Raw genomic sequence first — 17,145 nt, 5'->3', positions numbered from 1 at the left:
CGGTGGTCCGCCTCGAGCGGAAGCCGCCCGTCGGACGGGCCTTAGGATGGGCCGCATGGCGAAGACCGGAACGACGACGCAGGGACTGCGGACGGCGATCGAGCGCAGCGGCTACTACCCGGCCCTCGTGGCCGAGGCAGTGGAGGCCGCGGTCGGCGGTGAGCCGGTCACCTCCTTCGTCGTGCACCAGGAGACGACGTTCGACGCCAACGAGGTGCGGCGCCATGTGACGGTGCTCGTCCTGACCGGCACCCGGTTCATCGTCAGTCACACCGACGAGCAGGCCGCCGACAGCGGCTCACCCGTGCCGTACGCCACGACCTCCACGGAGTCGGTGCGGCTGGAACGGATCTCCTCGGTCGTGCTGAGCCGCGTGGTGGCGAACCCGGAGGCGTACCGGCCGGGCACGCTGCCGCGCGAGGTCGTCCTCACCATCGGCTGGGGCGCCGTCAACCGGATCGACCTGGAGCCCGCCGCCTGCGGCGACCCCAACTGCGAGGCCGATCACGGCTACACCGGCTCCACGACGGCGGACGACCTGTCCCTGCGGGTGAGCGAGGCGGGCGACGGACCCGACACCGTCCGGCAGGCGCTCGACTTCGCGCAGAGCCTGTCCGAGGCCACGGTGGCTGCCCGCTGATGATCCAGGCGACCCCAGCGGACCCGGCCTGGGCCGAACCCGTACCGCTCGACCCGCGCACCGCGCCCGTGCCCCGCTACGGCACGGCGTCGCTCGCGGACGTCCTGCCCGCCGCCGCAGCGGGCCTCGGTGTGCCCGGGCTGCGGGCCGGGCTCGCGCTGGAGCCGGCCGACCGCGTCTGCGTCTTCCTCGTCGACGGCCTGGGCTGGGAGGCGCTGCGGGCCCACCCGGCCGAGGCGCCCTTCCTGACCTCGCTGCTGCCCGGCTCGACGAACGGCACGGGGGAGCCCATCACCTCCGGCTTCCCCTCGACGACGGCCACCTCCCTGGCCTCCGTGGGCACCGGCCAGGTCCCCGGCGCACACGGTCTGCCCGGCTACGCCGTGCTCGATCCCGACGCCGGGTCGCTGATGAACCAGCTGCGCTGGCAGCCGTGGACGGACCCGCACGTCTGGCAGCCCTACCCGACGGTCTTCCAGCTGGCCCACGCGGCGGGCGTCGAGACCAGCCAGGTCTCCGCACCGCACTTCGAGCACACGCCGCTCACCAAGATCGCTCTGTCGGGCGGGACGTTCCTCGGCCGGCTCTCCGGTGAGGACCGCATGGACCTCGCCGCCCAGCGGCTGGCCGCGGCCGACCGTTCCCTCGTCTACACCTACTACGCCGACCTCGACGGCAACGGCCACCGACACGGCGTCGACTCCGACGCCTGGCGCGCACAGCTCGCCTACGTCGACCGGCTCGCGCAGCGCCTGGCCGAGCAGCTCCCGCCGCGCAGCGTGCTCTACGTCACCGCCGACCACGGCATGGTCGACGTCCCGCCCGGCTCGCCCTCGCGCTTCGACTTCGACGAGGACTGGGAGCTGAGCGCCGGGGTGGCCCTCCTCGGCGGGGAGGGCCGGGCCCGCCACCTGTACGCCGTGCCCGGTGCCGCCGCCGACGTCCACACCGTCTGGCGGGAGGTCCTGGCCGACGAGGCGTGGGTCGCCACCCGTGACGAGGCGATCGAGCTGGGCTGGTTCGGTCCGCCCGGGCGGGGTGTGGACGAGCGGGTCCACCGGCGCATCGGGGACGTCGTCGTCGCGATGAACGGCACCGCGGCCGTCGTCGCCACCCGGACGGAGCCCAACGAGTCGGCGCTGATCGGCATGCACGGATCGGTGACCCCGGCCGAGCAGCTCGTGCCGTTGCTGGAGGTCCGTACCTGACGTCCCGGCGCCCGGCGCCGACCCGCAGACACGTCCGAAACCCGATGACCCGGCGACCACAGCGAAGGGGGGGCCGCACCTGCCATGCCCGAACTCGTCTTCTTCAGCGGCACGATGGACTGCGGCAAGAGCACACTCGCCCTGCAGATCCAGCACAACCGGGCCGCCCGGGGGCTCCAGGGCATGATCTTCACCCGCAACGACCGCGCGGGCGCCGGGCAGCTCTCCTCGCGGCTCGGGCTGGTCACCGACGCCGTCGAGGCCGACGAGGAGTTCGACTTCCACGCCTGCCTCGTTCGCCATCTCACCGCGGGCGGGCGGGCGGACTACGTCATCGCCGACGAGGCGCAGTTCCTGACGCCCGGCCAGATCGACCAGCTCGCACGGGTGGTGGACGACCTGGGCATCGACGTGTTCGCGTTCGGCATCACCACCGACTTCCGTACCCGCCTCTTTCCCGGCTCCCAGCGGCTCGTCGAGCTCGCCGACCGGGTGGAGGTGCTCCAGGTCGAGGCGCTGTGCTGGTGCGGTGCCCGGGCCACGCACAACGCCCGCACGGTGGCCGGGCGCATGGTGGTGGAGGGCGCACAGGTCGTCGTGGGCGACGTCGCGGGCGGCGCCGAGGACGGCGGGCAGCCCCGCGACGTCGGGTACGAGGTCCTGTGCCGACGCCACCACCGGCGCCGGCTCACCGCGGCGGCGGCCCGGGCGGGCGTCCTCTCGCCCGACGTGCTCCCCGTCGACGGCGCCGCCCTGCCCGCGCCCCGCCGCTGACCCGACTCAGCCGGCCGACCCGGATCAGCCGCGCTCGCGGCGGGTCACGGCGTCCTGTGGATCGACCATGCGGATCACCGCGAAGTGCGCGCCCTCCGGGTCGGCGACGTGCGCGATCCGGCCGTAGGGCGACTCACGCGGCTCCCGCACGAGGTGGCCGCCCAGTTCGGTGACGTGCCGGGCGGCCTCGTCGGTGTCGGCCACGGCGAAGTACGTCGTCCAGTGCGGGCCCCGGTCCCGGGGAAGCGACCGCCCCACCCCCCGCACGCCGCCGACGGCGCGCCCGTCCAGGCGGAGCGTCAGATAGTCGGTGTCGGTGGACGCGGCGGGCTCGGTCGTGTAGCCGAAGACCCTGGAGTAGAAGGGGCTCACCGCGAAGCCGTCGGCGGTGACGAGTTCGTTCCACACCGGCGTGCCGATCGCGCCGTCGGCCGGCACGCCCACGTAGTCGCCGGCCTGCCAGATCCCGAAGGTGGCTCCGCCCGGGTCCGCCGCGATGGCCATGCGGCCGGCCTCGCCGGAGTCCAGCGGCCCCACGCCCACCGTGCCGCCGCAGTCGCGCACGAGGTCGCAGACGGCGTCGGCGTCGTCGGCCGCCAGGTACGGCAGCCAGGCCACCGGTACGGCGCTGCCGTCGCGCATCTCGCCCAGCCCGGCGACCCGCCGGCCGTCGAGGTGTGCGCGGGTGTAGGGGCCGAGCTGCGCCGGCCCCTCCTCGAACTCCCAGCCGAAGAGGTCACGGTAGAACTTCTCGCTGGCGGCCAGGTCGTGCACCATCAGGCTCGCCCAGCAGGGTGTGCCCGGGGTGAACCGAGTCGTGCCCTCGGTCATCTGCGTCGTCTCCTCGAAACCATCGTCGTCGTGGTGTCTCGTCGTGGCGGTCGGGCCGTGTCGTGCGGTGCCCCCTCGGGCGAGGGGGCACGCGGGCGGACGCGGGGCCAAGCGTCGCGGGTGCCCGCCGGTGGCGGGCGTCAATCCGGTGCGCCGCCGTGATCGCCCGGGGCCGGAACCCGTTGCGGGCCGGCGAGGGCGCTGCGTGCGGTGTGTAGTCATGCTCGCACTCTCCGGGGGCTGTGTCCCGGTCCGTGGGGTGAATTCCCGCCGGTGTGCGCGACAATGCGCCCATGACTGCCCTGATCTCCGCGTCCGCGCTCGCGAGCGACCCGGCCACGGCCGACCCGGCCGCCGGACCCGTGCTGCTCGACGTCCGTTACGAGATGGGCGGCCCCACGGGCCGTTCGGTGTACGAGGCCGGGCACCTGCCCGGCGCCGTCTACGTGGACCTGGAGACGGAACTGGCCGCGCCGCCGGGCCCCGGAGGACGGCACCCGCTGCCGGACCTCGACGTGTTCGGAGCCGCGATGCGCCGGGCGGGGGTCACCACGGCCCGACCCGTGGTCGTGTACGACGGCGGTCAGGGGTGGGCCGCCGCCCGCGCGTGGTGGCTGCTGCGCTACACCGGCCACGGCGACGTCCGCGTCCTCGACGGCGGCTTCGCGGCCTGGGACGGGCCGGTGACCACCGAGGCGCCGGAGGTGAAGCCGGGTGACTTCCTCCCCGAGCCCGGCGGTATGCCGCTGCTCGACGCCGACGAGGCCGCCGCCCTGGCCCGGCGCGGCGTGCTGCTCGACGCCCGCGCCGCCGAGCGCTACCGGGGCGAGGTCGAGCCCATCGATCCCGTGGCCGGGCACATCCCCGGCGCACTGTCGGCCCCGACGACGCACAACGTCGCGCCCGACGGCAGGCTGCGTCCGGCGGCCGAGCTCCGTGAGCGCTTCGCCGCCCTCGGCGCGCACCGCGACGCCGAGGTCGGGGTCTACTGCGGTTCCGGGGTCTCGGCCGCGCAGCAGGTCCTGGCCCTTGAGGAGGCGGGCGTCACCGCCGCCCTGTACGTCGGGTCGTGGTCGCAGTGGTGCGCCGACCCGGCCCGGCCGGTGGCCACCGGGGCCGGCTGCGCGGAGGCGTCCTGAGCACGCTCCCGCGCGCCCACACCCTCGACCTGCACCTCGACCTCGACCTGCGGCAGCGTCGCGGGCGCAGGGAGCAGCTCGCGGCGGCCCTGCGGCGTGCGATCGAGAGCGGACGGCTGCCGCCCGGCGCCCGGCTCCCCTCCACCCGCAGCGTCGCGGTCGAGTTCGGCATCGCCCGGGGGACCGTCGTCGCCGCCTACCACCTGCTCATCGCCGAGGGCCACCTGGAGACGGTGCAGGGCTCGGGAACCCGCGTCGTCGGTCCCGCCCGCCCGACGCCCCGGCACGTCCGGCGTCCGGCCTCCTCGCCGGAGCCCCGGACCCCGTGGCGGTACACCTTCCGGCCGGGTATGCCGGACGTGACGCTGTTCCCGCGCGGTGCCTGGACCAGGTCGACGCAGCACGTGCTCAAGACGGTCCCGGCCGAGGCCCTGGGCTACGGCGACCCCCGGGGCCGCATCGAGCTGCGCCAGGCCCTCGCCGACTACCTGGCCCGGAGCAGAGGCGTCAGCACGCATCCCGAGCGGATCGTCATCTGCCACGGCTTCACCCAGGCGCTCGGGCTCATCGCCACGGTGCTGGCGGAGCACGGGGTGGCCGGAGTGTCCGTCGAGAACCCGTGTTACCCGCTCTTCCGTGACGTGATCCAGCTCGCCGGGCTCGACGTCCACCCCGTCGACGTGGACCGGGACGGGCTGCTCCCGGGCGATCTGCGGGGCGGTGCCGCCGTCGTCACCCCGATCCACCAGTACCCGTCGGGCGTCAACCTGTCCGCCGAACGCCGCCGGGCCCTCATCGACTGGGCCAGGGACACGGACGCGGTGATCGTGGAGGACGACTACGACAGCGAGTTCCAGTACGGAAGGCAGCGGGTCGGCACGTTGCAGCCCATGGCCCCGGACCGGGTCGTCTACGCCGGGACCACGAGCAAGACCCTCGCTCCCGGCGTCCGGCTGTCCTGGCTCGTCGTCCCGCCCGACTGGGTGGAACGGATCACCACCGCCAAGCGCGTCGCGGACCGGCACACCGCCGCCCTGACCCAGATGGTCCTGGCGGACCTGCTGCTCTCGGGAGCCTACGACCGGCACGTCCGGCAGTGCCGGGACCACTACCGCAGACGGCGGGACCAACTCGGCAGGGCGCTGGCCGAACACGCCCCGACGGCGTGGCTGGCCGGGGAGAGCGCCGGACTGCACGCGCTCATCCGCTGGTCCCCGGACGGCCCCGGGGAGGACGAGGTGATCCGGGCCGCGCGCCGGGAGTCCGTCCTGGTCGTCGGGCTCGGCGACTACTGGGGCACGCCGGGCCCGCACGCCCCGGGGCTGGTCATCGGGTACGGCACACCGCCCCGGCACGCGTTCACCGGGGCGCTGGAGGCACTGAGCCGGGTCCTGGCCCGGTGCTTCGGCCGACCCGGCTGACCGGCCGAAGCACCGGTGGGCGTCCCGGCGGGCGGACGCGTCCCGCCCGGTTAGGGGAGCGCCCGGTCGACCAGTGCTCCGGCCGCGCCGACGTACCCCGAGGGATCGCACAGCGCCTCGACGCGCTCGCGGCCCAGCGCGTCGACGACCTCGGGATACGTGGTGAGGACCCGGTCCAGCGGCACGCCGGTGCGGGCCGCCCGCGCCGAGGCCTCGGTCAGCAGCGTCTTCGCCGCGTTCCGGCCGAGCACCGGCGCCAGGTGCGCGGTCACGCGCTCGGAGACGAGGTGCCCTCCGGTCAGCTCCAGGTTGGCCGCCATCCGGTCGGGGTGCACGCTCAGCCCCTCGACCAGCTCCACCACCGTGTGCGTGGCGCCTCCGGTCAGCCGCAGGCCCTCGCGGAGCAGCAGCCATTCCGCGTGCCAGGCCCCACCCGAGCGTTCGTCCTCGGCCATCAGGCACTGCGTCAGCCCCGTGCACAGCGCCGGGACCTGCAGTGCCGCCGTGCGGACCAGCGTGGCGAGCACGGGGTTCCGCTTGTGCGGCATGGCGGACGAGGCGCCCCGGCCGTCCCGGACCGGCTCCGCCACCTCCGCGATCTCGGTGCGGGACAGGTTCTGTACGTCCAGGGCCAGTTTGCCGAGGGCTCCGGCGGTGAAGGCGAGGGCGGAGGCGAGATCGGCGACGGGGGTCCGCAGCGCGTGCCAGGGCAGGGGCGGCCGGGCCAGTCCCGTCTCGGCGGCGAAGGCGTCCAGCAGGCACTCGGCGTACTCCCCGGACGTCGCTTCCGCGACCCCGTCCACCCGGGCGTACTCCAGGTACCCCGCCAGGGTGCCGGCGGCGCCACCGAGGGAGACGGGGAGCCCGCCCTCACGCACCCGCGTGACCCGCTCGTGCGCGTCCAGGAGCAGCTGCCGCCAGCCGGCCGCCTTCAGGCCGAAAGTGGTCGGAACCGCCTGGAGAGCCAGGGTGCGGCCGGCCATCACCGTGTCCCGGTGGTCGTGGGCGAACCGGGCGAGCGCCTCGGCCGCACGCCCCAGGTCGTCCAGGATCAGCCCGAGGGCCCGCCTCGCGACCAGCATGGCGCCCGTGTCGAAGACGTCCTGGCTGGTCGAACCCCGGTGCACGGACTCGGCCGCCGCCGGGTCGTCCTCCGCCACGGCCCGGGTCAGGGCCCGGACCAGGGCGACCACCGGGTTTGCGGTCTCCCGGGACGCCAGGGCCAGGGCCCGGACGTCGAACCGCTCGGCGCGCGCCGCCGCCGTGATGGCCTCGGCGTGGGCGGCGGGCACGGCCCCGAGGGCGGCCTGCGCCCGGGCCAGGGCCGCCTCGGCGTCGAGCATGCCCTGCAGCCAGGCCGCGTCGCCGACCGCCGCCTCGACCGGTGTGCCCGCGCGCACCGGGGAGAGCAGAGCGGAATCGGCCCGGCGGTCGTCGAACGTCGTCACGAACCCACCTCCATACGTCGGGGCGCCGGCCTGCGGCTCGCCACGCCCTGTGCGAGCACGGCCCGGGCGATGGCGTCGGCGTCGCCCAGGCTGACGGAGTCGACGCCGGGACGTGCCGCCGCCGCCGTCACCCAGTGCACGGACTCGGTCGGCACGCCGTGCGCGAAGCGACGTGGGTGCGGGCGGCCCTGTGCGTCGACGAGACGGCTCGGGCGGGGCGTCACCGTCATGCCGCCCGTCTCGTACCGGACGCCGCAGGCACCGTCGATCCGGAAGGGCGCGGCCCGGCCGTCCTCCCGCAGTCGGCGCATCAGCGGGTCGGCCGTGCGGCGCAGGTCGGGCTCGGGCAGCCGGGCCTCGATCAGGATGCGGGCTCTGACGGGCGGCGCCGGTATCCGCTTCGAGACGCACACGAAGGCCGGCTCATGCGGATCGACCTGGATCTCCGTGCCGGGCCCGGTCACGTGGAGGAGGCCGGCCCGGATCAGTGCGATCATCTGTTCGATACGGAAGGCCGGTGGGCCGATGGACGCGAACGCGTTGAGCGGCGTGTACCAGCCGTCCAGTTCGTCGCGGTGGGAGTTGCCGTCCAACCCGCCGTGGTCCACCGCGAGCCGGACCTCGTTGCGCAGGTCACGCAGCACGTCGAGGGCGGCCTTGACCGGATCGCTGACGTTTCCGCCGCGCGCCTGCCGGACGTCCCGTCGCAGATGGGCGATGAGCCAGGTGTGGAACGCGTCCCGGTCGGCGAAGGCGCGGCCGGTGTAGGGGCGGGCGAGGGTGTCCCAGTCCCAGCGGTCCTCCTCAGGTAATCCGAACGTGTCCAGCACGGCGGCCCGGTCCGCCTCCCGTGCGGCCGCCAGATACCGCTCGGTGAACGCCTCCCGGTCCGCCGCCCGGTCCCGGCGCGCCAGGAGCGCCGCGTAGTAGACGCTCTCCACCTCCCGTGCGATCAGCGGCCACACGTCGGTACCGAAGTAGAGACGCTCGCCGTCCCGCGCCCGCCGACGCAGCCGCGCGATGCGGTCGGCCGTCAGCAGCCGGGGGACGTACCTCCCGTGCGGTCCCTTCTCGTTCTCGCCCCTCGCCTGGTAGGGGATGCCCCGCCGGGAACCGGCGTACATCAGCGGCTCCAGCCCGGAGGGCTCGTAGGACAGCTCCCCGTCACGCCGCACGAACCTGCCCCCGCGCCCGCTGGTGAGCAGGGCCATGTAGTCGAAGAAGTTCAGCCCGAGCCCGCGCAGCAGCACCGTCTCGTGCGGCCCGACGGCGTCGAGGTCGACGTCGGCCGGGTTCACCGGCGGAATGTAGTGCAGCCCGAGGCTTTCCGCCCGGGCGCCCAGCAGCCGTTCCGGCGGAGCGGGTTCGGCCGCCACGTGACCCTGGGAGAGCACGACCGCGTCCAGCCCCTCGATCAGCCGCCCGTTCTCCAGCCGCAGGGTCTGCTCCGGCGTGCCCTCGTCCCCGCCGGTCAGCTCCACGGCCCGGCTCCGGTGCGCGGTGATCTCCACATGCGGCGGAGCGGCGTCGCGGATGCGCGTGAACATCTCCCGCAGGTAGGCGCCGAAGAACGCCCGCGTCGGGTAGTCGTCCGGGCCGAGCGACCGCGCCTCCGCCAGCGTCCGCTCGTCGTGCGCCTCCAGGGCGCTCCCGGGGGCCGCGAGGCGCAGTTCCTCCACCCACGCGTACAGGCTCGGGCCCGGCTCGACGGGGCCCTCCATCGTCACGGTGGGGTCCGTGAAGGCGGTGATCTGCGAGGCCACGGTGTTCATGAGCAGCTCGCGGGACTGGTCGGTGCGCCACACGGCGCCCGCGCCGGCGGGCCACGGGTCGACGAGGTGCAGGTGGACGCCCTCGGCCGAGGGGCGGTGGCGGGCGTTGGCACACAGGCGCTCCAGCACGGCGAGGCCGCGCGGACCGACACCGACGAGAGCGACCGACAGAGGTCTGATGGCAGCCAAGACGTGCTCCTCACGACAGGGGGGGGAGGTGGGGCCGTCATTCACGCTAGGTCCGCCGAACGCACCTGAATGGGCCACTTCGCGGCGGCTCACATGGACCACTTCCGCGTGGTGAGGTGAGCCCGGCCGACGGTGGCCGAGCGCGCCACGGGGATGTGGCGCACCATGGTGAGGGTGGTGCCGGTCCGGGTACCGCTCCGCTCACGACCGGCGTCGAAGCGAGGTCGGGGGCGCCATGTCACCTCTGTCCCAGGGCCGTTCGCGGTAGGAAGCCGAGCGCACCCTGGCGGTCAACCCCTTCCACTCGGTCGCCGCCGGGCTGACCCTGGCCACGCCCGAGCACCGTCTCCCCGAGGCGCCGATCGACCCGGAGACGGCCTATCGGCTCGTCCACGACGCGTTGATGCTGGACGGCAACGCGCGCCTGAACCTGGCCACGTTCGTCACGACGTGGATGGAGCCGCAGGCCGATGCCCACCGTTACCCCGCACGCGAGGCACGGCCCAACCTCGTGACGGGCGGCAACGTGCAGGTGTGCTGGGAAAGGTTCTGCGCCTACGGGGAGGTGGAGCCGCGCCCGATGGTCGACGACCGGAAGAGGGAGACGACGTTCCACCACGCGTAGCACCGGACGGCACTACGACGAGGCGGGACGACGCGGTAGGACATGGCCGAACGGACCCGTACCGGGCGCAGCCGGGTGCGGGCGGCGCCGGTGCCGCCCGCACCCCTCGTTCACTCCTGCTTCTTGCGGCGCGTCCCGAAGACGATCTCGTCCCAGCTCGGTACGGCGGCCCGACGGCCCGGCCGGACGCCGTCCGCCTCGGCCTGACGGTCGGTCGTGCCGGTGAGTCGGTCCCGGTGGCTGGCGACCGAACGGGGCATCAGGACATCCGCGTAGGCGGCGCCGGCGCTGGCGGCGGTCGGCTCCGCCTGTTCGGACAGCTCCGCCGCCGGCGCTTCGATCTCGTCGTCGTCCACGGGGGGCTGTTCGGGCACGACCATGTCGCCCCGGAAGCTCGGTACGGCCTCCAGCAGGCTGGTCAGGGAATCCCGCTCCTCGGGCCGGGCGACGGGCTCGGGCCGGGCCTGCCCGCCGTCCTCGCCGCCGCGCTCCCTGGGCAGGCGCGCGATGCGGGGCACGAACGGGAAGCTCGGCTCGGGCGGGTCGCTGCTCTCGCCCACCAGCGTCCGCGCCTCGTCGTCCATGCACTGCACGAGACGTCGGGGCGGGTCGTAGCTCCAGCTCGCCGAGTGCAGCTCACCGGCGACGCGGTAGACGAGCAGGACCTCCCACGTGCCGTCGTCCCGCCGCCAGGAGTCCCAGCGGACGGTGTCCTTGTCCGCGCCACGGACGAGGAGCCGCTCGGCCACGGTGTCGCCGAGTTGCGGGCCGGTGTTCTCCCCGGGGCGGCGCACCGGGGTCTTGCGGGCCCGCTCGGCCATGAACGCGCGCTCGGCCAGCACCGGGCCCTCGAACCGGCGTACCCGCTCGACGGGGATACCGGCGAGCTGGGCCACTTCCTCGGCCGTCGCACCGGCTCGTATCCGCGCCTGGATGTCCCGGGGACGGAGGTGGTTCTCGACCTCGATCTCGATCTGCCCCAGCCGGGCCCGGTCGTTGCGGACGGCGGCGCGCAGCCGCTCGTCGATCGGGAGGGTGTATTCCGTGTTGTCGGCAGCCTTGAGCACCAGCCGTGTGCCGTCGTTGCTGACGGCCACGACACGCAGTTCGGGCATGGGGACCTCCCGGGTGGTGCCTGCCGACGTCACGTGCGTCGCTGCTCCCGCTAGACGAGTGTGACGGCCCGGGGTGCAGGCTGCCACAACCTTTTGCCGACTTGCCCGGCGTGTCGGGCCCGCAATCCGATCCGTCGCTGTGGCACGGTGACCGATTGGACACCCAGAGTGACTGATTCGCTCACTCTCCGCCACATCGACCGGACAGGGCCGAGGCCAGGGCTTCGACACTACTCCATTAGGGCCACGCCGGAAGGACCGGCGCGCCGCCTATGTTCTGGCGATGCAGGGGAGTTGACCGTATAGGGCTGGTTGGTCCCGAGATAGGGGCGGAGTCGGGTGCGGCGGAGGTCTGCACGGAACCACCCGAAAGGGAACCGGGTGTTCGTGTGGGGCGTCACCCGTGTGCCCGCAGCTGAACGACCGTCGGGGCGTCAGTCACCGAGGACGCGGCGGAGGTAGTCGTTGCCGAAGACCCGGCCCGGGTCCAGCCGGTCGCGCACCGAGGCGAACTCGGCGAAGCGCGGATAGACGCCCGCCAGGTACGTCGCGTCCCGGCTGTGCAGCTTCCCCCAGTGCGGCCGTCCCCCGTGCGCCGTCATGATGCGTTCGGCGGCGGTGAAGTAGGCCGAGTGCGGCGTCCCCCGGTAGACGTGCAGGGCGAGGTACGCCGAGTCCCGGCCCTCGGCCGTGGAGAGGGTGATGTCGTCGGCGGGCGCGGTCCGTACCTCGACGGGGAAGTTGACACGCAGGTCCGACCGCTCGATCAGGGCGCGGAGTTCGCGCAGCGCCGGCATCGCGGCCTCGCGCGGCAGCGCGTACTCCATCTCCAGGAAGCGCACCCTGCGCGGGCTCGTGAAGACCTTGTACGGGACGTCGGTGTAGCGGCGGGCCGACAGCGCCCGGCTGGCCGTCCGGGCGATGAACGGCACCGCCGCCGGGACGGCCTTCCCGAACGCGCACGCGGCCCCGAAGACGCCGTTGGACAGCAGCTCGTCGTCCACCCACCCACGCACGCGCGGCAGGGGGCGCGCCGGGCCCGCCGAGCGGTTGTTGCGCTTGGTGTTGCAGTTGCCGGTGTGCGGGAACCAGTAGAACTCGAAGTGCTCGTTCTCGGCGGTCAGCCGGTCGAACTCCGCCGTCACCCGTTCGAAGGACATCGGTTCCTCGCGGGCGTGCAGCAGGAACAGCGGCTCCACACGGAACGTCAACTCCGTGATGACGCCGAGCGCGCCGAGCCCGATCCGCGCGGCGGCGAAGACGTCGGCGTTCTCCGTGGGGGAGCAGCGCAGCACCGAACCGTCGGCGAGCACCATCTCCAGCGCGACCACCTGCGCGGCGAGGGAGGCCGAGTCGCGGCCGGTGCCGTGCGTACCCGTGCTCACGGCCCCCGAGACGGTCTGCTCCATGATGTCGCCCATGTTGGCCAGCGAGAGCCCTTCGCCGGCCAGCACCTCGTTCAGCTGTCTGAGCCGGGTGCCGGCCGCGACCGTCACGGTCCCGGCGGCCCGGTCTATGGTCCGGACCCCGCTCAGCCGCTCCGGCCGGATCAGCAGGCCACCCGTGGCGGCGACCGCCGTGAACGAGTGGCCCGAGCCGACGGCCTTCACCGGCAGACCGTCCTCGGCCGCGCGCCGGACGGCGGCGGCGAGCGCGTCGGTGGTGGAGGGGGCCACGGTGCGCCGGGGGTGGGCGGAGGCGCACCCCGCCCAGTTCTGCCACGATCCCGTCCTGCCGGCCCTGCTGTACAACGTGCTCACTGTCGTCGTCCCTCCTGCCGAGGCGGTGGGGGGATCATACTCACGCTCGGCGTGCGCACGGCTTTTCCGGGTAGACGGGCGGCAGCCGGGCCAACAGGGGCCCGGAACGACGGGGAGAGGGGACGTTCATGGCCGTCGCGAAGACCTGTGTGCTCGTGCTGGACAGTACGGAGCCGGAGGTGCTGGCCGAGTTCTACGCCAAACTGCTGGACGGCGAGGCACGACTGGGGCGCCATCCGGACTTCATCGAGATCGTCGGCCCGGACGGTACCGCGCTGACCATCCAGCGGGACCACGGGTTCGCCCCGCCGACCTGGCCCCGCCCCGAGGAGTCGCAGCAGTCCCACCTGCACCTGCTGGTGGCCCAGGAGGACATGGACGAGGCGGAGCGCGAGATCATCAGCCTCGGCGGACGCCCGTTGGACACCAAGGACAACGGGGGCGCGCACGACACCCGGCTCTACTCCGACCCCGGCGGGCACCCCTTCGCGCTGGTGGCCCGGGAGGGCCGGACGGCGCCGTGACGGCCGAGCCGTCCGGGCGGCACCCGACCGGGGTCCGGGCGGCCGGCCGTCAGACCTCCGCGTCCACGGTCGCCTCCCGCCCACCGGGTGTCTGCCCGGTCACGGGCGGCCCCGGCGGCGCGGAGGACAGGCTCCGGTGGCCGAGCAGCGCGACCACGGCGGCCAGGGCTCCGGCCAGGGCCGGGACGGTGTACGCGCGCTCCGCCCCGACGGCGTCCACCGTCCGTCCCGCCACCGCCGCGCCGAGCGCCACGCCCACGGCGATGCTGCTGCTGACCCACGTCATGCCCTCCGTCAGCCGGGAGCGCGGCACCATCTGCTGGACGAGGGAGACCGACGTCACCAGGGTCGGGGCGATCGCCAGTCCGGCCACGAACAGGAGAACGGCGAGGAGCGGCAGCCCGGTCACGAAGGGCAGCGGCACCATCCCGGCGGTCACCGCGCACACCCCCGTCAACCAGCGCCGGCTCGCCGGTCCGGCCGGTCGCAGCAGGCCGAAGACGGCCCCGGCCAGGCACGAACCGGCGGCGTAGGCGGCGAGCAGCAGGCTGGCCGCTGCCTGGTGTCCGCGTTCCTCGGCGAAGGCGACGGTCACCACGTCGATCGCCCCGAAGATCACGCCGACGGCCAGGAGTGTGCCGAGAACGACCGTGATCCCGGGGGTGCGCAGCGCGGAGCCGCGCCCCTGCCCCTCCTCGTGCGGGATCACCGGCGGCTCCGTGGCCCGCTGGGACGTCAGCCAGAAGACACCCGTCAGGAGGAAGCAGGCGGCGGCCAGCGGGCCGGCCTGCGGGAACCAGGCGGTGGACAGCCCGATCGACAGGATCGGCCCGAAGATGAAGCACAGCTCGTCGACGATGGACTCCCACGCGTACGCGGCGTGCAGCTCGCGCGGACGGTCGCGGTAGATCGTCACCCAGCGCGACCGCACCATCGAACCCAGGCTGGGCACGCAGCCGGCGAACGCCGCGCAGACGAAGAGGGTCCACACCGGCCACCCCCACACCGTCCCGGCCGTCACGCCCGCCACCGCCACGGCCGTGACCAGGGCGGCCGGGCGCAGCACCCGGCGCTGCCCGTAGCGGTCCACGGTGCGGGACACCTGCGGGCCGATGGCGGCGGCCGACAGGGCGACCGTCGCGGCCAGCGCTCCCGCCAGTCCGTAGGCGCCCGTCAGCTGCGCGACCATCGTGACGATGCCGATGCCGAGCATGGCGACGGGCATCCGGCCCAGCAGCCCGGCGGCGGAGAAGCCGCGGGCGCCCGGCGCCGTGAAGATCACGCGGTAGGGACTCGGCACGGCCATCCCGCCTGACAGGGAGTAAGGGACGTTCTGACTCAGACAGCTTACGGCTGCGGGCCTGAACCGTCCGCGCCGTCCCGGATGGCAGGATCGGGACCATGCCCGACGAACGTCCGCACCCTTACGACGCCCTGCTGCTCCTCTCCTTCGGCGGCCCCGAGGGGCCCGAGGACGTGGTGCCCTTCCTGGAGAACGTGACCCGGGGCCGGGGGATCCCGAGGGAACGTCTCGAAGAGGTCGGCCAGCACTACTTCCTCTTCGACGGCGTCTCACCGATCAACGCCCAGAACCGCGAGCTGCTGGCCGCGCTCCGCAGCGACTTCGCCGATCACGGCGTCGACCTGCCGGTCTACTGGGGCAACCGCAACTGGGCCCCCTACCTCACCGACACGCTCCGCGAGATGGTCCGGGACGGCCGGCGCCGCGTCCTCACCCTGGCCACCAGCGCGTACGCCTCCTACTCCGGCTGCCGCCAGTACCGGGAGAACCTGGCCGACGCCCTCGCCACCCTGGAGGCCGAGGGGCTGCCGCTGCCCCGCGTCGACAAGCTGCGGCACTACTTCAACCACCCGGGGTTCGTGGAGCCCATGACCGAGGGCGTGCTCACGGCGCTCGGTGAGCTGCCCGAGGCCGTGCGGGACGGGGCGCGGCTGGCGTTCACCACCCACTCCATCCCGACCGCCTCGGCCGACACCTCGGGCCCCGCCGAGGCCCACGGGGACGGCGGCGCCTACGTGGCCGAGCACCTGGACACGGCGCGGCTGATCGCCGAGGCGGTCCGGGACCGCACGGGGACCGACCGTCCCTGGGAACTCGTCTACCAGTCGCGCAGCGGCGCGCCGCACATCCCGTGGCTGGAGCCGGACATCTGCGACCACCTGGAGGCTGTGCACGCCGACGGCGCCCCGGCCGTCGTCATGGTCCCGATCGGCTTCGTCTCCGACCACATGGAGGTCCTGTACGACCTGGACACCGAGGCGCTGGCCACGGCCCGGGAGCTCGGCCTGCCGGTCGCCCGGTCGGCGACGGTGGGCGCCGACCCCCGGTTCGTCGCCGGGATGCGGGAGCTGGTGCTGGAGCGGGCCGCGACCGAACGCGGGGAGGCACCGCAGCGGTGTGCCCTCGGCGCGCTCGGACCGTCCCACGACGTGTGCCCCGTCGGCTGCTGTCCGGCGCGTGCCCCCCGGCCCGCCGCCGCCGGTGCCGACAGCCCCTACCGCTGAGCCGTGCGCCGTGCAGCCGTGCGCGAGCGCCATCCGACGAGGGAGAGACATGACCGAGCCGACCGGCCCGGCACCGTACGCCGAACTGCTGGACGTCGCCCTGGAGGCCGCCCGCCGCGCGGGTGACCTCCTGCGGGACGGCCGTCCGGCCGACCTGGGTGTGGCCGCGACGAAGTCGAGCCCCATCGACGTCGTGACGGAGATGGACCTGGCCGCCGAGAAGCTGATCACCGGCTTCCTGGGCGAGCGGCGCCCGGACGACGGCCTGCTGGGGGAGGAGGGCGCGAGCGCCACCGGCCGCAGCGGCGTCCGGTGGATCATCGACCCCATCGACGGCACGGTGAACTACCTGTACGGACGAGCGGACTGGGCCGTCTCCGTCGCCGCCGAACTGGACGGCGAGACGGTGGTCGGCGTCGTTCACGCACCGGCCCGGGGGGAGACCCACCACGCGGTGCTCGGCCAGGGCGCCCGGCGCGACGGTGTGCCGGTGCGCTGCCGGCCGGGCACCACGCTCGACCAGGCACTGGTGGCGACGGGCTTCAACTACGTGCAGGCCACGCGTGACGCACAGGGCGCGGTCGTCCGGGCGCTCCTGCCGCAGGTCCGTGACATCCGCCGCTCCGGTTCGGCGGCGCTGGACCTGTGCGACGTGGCGAGCGGGCGGCTGGACGGCTACTACGAGCGCGGTACGCACCCGTGGGACTACGCGGCGGGCGACCTGATCGCCCGCGAGGCCGGTGCGCTGACGGGCGGACTGCCCGGTGCGCCGCCCGGCCGGGAGCTGCTGGTCGCGGCCTCCCCCGAGGTGTTCGGCGTCCTCCAGCCCCTGCTCGCAGAGCTGGGCGCCGCGCGCGGCTGACCGCGTCACGACGGCGGCCCCACCCGCTTCCGCGGAAGCGGGTGGGGCCGCCGTCGTGACGCCGGGTGTGGCCGGGGCGGGTCAGCGGCTGGTCAGGGCCGAGACCTCGACGCCGTACTCGCTGGCGAGCCGGTGCAGGTCCTCCAGCTCGGACTGCTCGACCTCCGCCAGGAAGTCGTCCCCGGCCTCGCGAGCGCGGTTCAAGTCGTGTTCCGTACTCCTTATGCGCTGCAGGAGCCCTGCGGTGAACGCGTCCATGGTGCGCCCCCTCGTCGTGGGTCGGCGGCACGGAGAGTGCCGGGGGTGAGGTG

At 74.2% G+C, this 17,145-nt stretch carries 15 protein-coding genes and 1 pseudogene; 9 read left to right on the top strand and 7 right to left on the bottom strand.

Annotated elements, in window-relative coordinates:
- Positions 1–55: 55 nt before the first annotated feature.
- From V6D49_RS04110 to V6D49_RS04100, 3 genes are all read left to right on the top strand, one after another.
- A complete protein-coding gene (locus tag V6D49_RS04110; protein ID WP_191209969.1) occupies positions 56–640 on the top strand; it encodes a DUF5998 family protein in 585 nt (194 codons plus the stop codon).
- Complete coding sequence (locus V6D49_RS04105) at positions 640–1,848, top strand: alkaline phosphatase family protein (protein ID WP_340557193.1); 1,209 nt, start codon at positions 640–642, stop codon at positions 1,846–1,848. Before V6D49_RS04110 ends, V6D49_RS04105 begins: the two co-directional genes overlap by 1 nt.
- A gap of 84 nt (positions 1,849–1,932) precedes the next feature.
- Positions 1,933–2,622 carry a thymidine kinase gene (locus tag V6D49_RS04100; RefSeq protein ID WP_340557191.1) on the top strand — a complete coding sequence of 230 codons (690 nt, stop codon included), beginning with the start codon at positions 1,933–1,935 and terminating at the stop codon, positions 2,620–2,622.
- Positions 2,623–2,646: 24 nt separating this feature from the next.
- Here the strand turns inward: V6D49_RS04100 and V6D49_RS04095 are convergent, their stop codons facing one another.
- Positions 2,647–3,453, bottom strand: coding sequence for a VOC family protein (locus tag V6D49_RS04095; RefSeq protein ID WP_340557189.1), 807 nt, complete (start codon positions 3,451–3,453; stop codon positions 2,647–2,649).
- Between the two features lie 293 nt (positions 3,454–3,746).
- On the opposite strand from V6D49_RS04095, the gene V6D49_RS04090 reads away from it, so the two are divergent.
- Positions 3,747–4,592 carry a sulfurtransferase gene (locus V6D49_RS04090; protein WP_340557187.1) on the top strand — a complete coding sequence of 282 codons (846 nt, stop codon included), beginning with the start codon at positions 3,747–3,749 and terminating at the stop codon, positions 4,590–4,592.
- The gene (gene pdxR / locus V6D49_RS04085; RefSeq protein ID WP_340557185.1) at positions 4,523–6,013 is read left to right on the top strand and encodes a MocR-like pyridoxine biosynthesis transcription factor PdxR; all 1,491 of its coding nucleotides are present in this window, start codon (positions 4,523–4,525) and stop codon (positions 6,011–6,013) included. The genes V6D49_RS04090 and pdxR overlap by 70 nt, the downstream gene beginning before the upstream one ends.
- Before the next feature lie 50 nt (positions 6,014–6,063).
- On the opposite strand, the gene V6D49_RS04080 is transcribed toward pdxR, so the two are convergent.
- Together V6D49_RS04080 and V6D49_RS04075 are read right to left on the bottom strand one after the other, a co-directional pair.
- Positions 6,064–7,461 (bottom strand): class-II fumarase/aspartase family protein, encoded by a 1,398-nt coding sequence (locus V6D49_RS04080; RefSeq protein ID WP_340557183.1) that lies wholly within the window; start codon positions 7,459–7,461, stop codon positions 6,064–6,066.
- A complete protein-coding gene (locus V6D49_RS04075; protein WP_340557181.1) occupies positions 7,458–9,422 on the bottom strand; it encodes an FAD/NAD(P)-binding protein in 1,965 nt (654 codons plus the stop codon). The genes V6D49_RS04080 and V6D49_RS04075 overlap by 4 nt, the downstream gene beginning before the upstream one ends.
- A 283-nt stretch (positions 9,423–9,705) precedes the next feature.
- Between V6D49_RS04075 and V6D49_RS04070 the strand changes: the two are divergent.
- A pseudogene (locus V6D49_RS04070) lies at positions 9,706–10,017 on the top strand (hypothetical protein); the annotation flags it as partial.
- A 140-nt stretch (positions 10,018–10,157) separates the two neighbouring features.
- Here the strand turns inward: V6D49_RS04070 and sepH are convergent.
- Positions 10,158–11,195, bottom strand: coding sequence for a septation protein SepH (sepH, locus tag V6D49_RS04065; protein WP_340557180.1), 1,038 nt, complete (start codon positions 11,193–11,195; stop codon positions 10,158–10,160).
- A gap of 401 nt (positions 11,196–11,596) precedes the next feature.
- The gene (locus V6D49_RS04060) at positions 11,597–12,913 is read right to left on the bottom strand and encodes a D-arabinono-1,4-lactone oxidase (protein ID WP_445330462.1); all 1,317 of its coding nucleotides are present in this window, start codon (positions 12,911–12,913) and stop codon (positions 11,597–11,599) included.
- Positions 12,914–13,050: 137 nt separating this feature from the next.
- Here V6D49_RS04060 and V6D49_RS04055 point away from each other — a divergent pair, with 137 nt between their 5' ends.
- Positions 13,051–13,446: a VOC family protein gene (locus V6D49_RS04055; RefSeq protein ID WP_340557177.1), complete on the top strand. Its 396-nt coding sequence runs from the start codon at positions 13,051–13,053 to the stop codon at positions 13,444–13,446.
- A gap of 49 nt (positions 13,447–13,495) precedes the next feature.
- Here V6D49_RS04055 and V6D49_RS04050 read toward each other — a convergent pair whose 3' ends face one another.
- Positions 13,496–14,746 (bottom strand): MFS transporter, encoded by a 1,251-nt coding sequence (locus tag V6D49_RS04050; protein WP_340557175.1) that lies wholly within the window; start codon positions 14,744–14,746, stop codon positions 13,496–13,498.
- A gap of 101 nt (positions 14,747–14,847) precedes the next feature.
- Here V6D49_RS04050 and V6D49_RS04045 point away from each other — a divergent pair, with 101 nt between their 5' ends.
- Together V6D49_RS04045 and V6D49_RS04040 are read left to right on the top strand one after the other, a co-directional pair.
- Complete coding sequence (locus V6D49_RS04045) at positions 14,848–15,972, top strand: ferrochelatase (protein WP_340557173.1); 1,125 nt, start codon at positions 14,848–14,850, stop codon at positions 15,970–15,972.
- Positions 15,973–16,021: 49 nt separating this feature from the next.
- On the top strand, positions 16,022–16,834 hold the full coding sequence (locus V6D49_RS04040) for an inositol monophosphatase family protein (RefSeq protein WP_340557172.1): 813 nt from the start codon (positions 16,022–16,024) through the stop codon (positions 16,832–16,834).
- A gap of 81 nt (positions 16,835–16,915) precedes the next feature.
- Here V6D49_RS04040 and V6D49_RS04035 read toward each other — a convergent pair whose 3' ends face one another.
- Positions 16,916–17,038 carry a hypothetical protein gene (locus V6D49_RS04035; protein WP_263576230.1) on the bottom strand — a complete coding sequence of 41 codons (123 nt, stop codon included), beginning with the start codon at positions 17,036–17,038 and terminating at the stop codon, positions 16,916–16,918.
- Positions 17,039–17,145 lie beyond the last annotated feature (107 nt).

The sequence above is a fragment of the Streptomyces sp. GSL17-111 genome, assembly GCF_037911585.1.
GTDB lineage: Bacteria > Actinomycetota > Actinomycetes > Streptomycetales > Streptomycetaceae > Streptomyces.
This window is presented reverse-complemented; position numbering and strand designations above follow the sequence as displayed.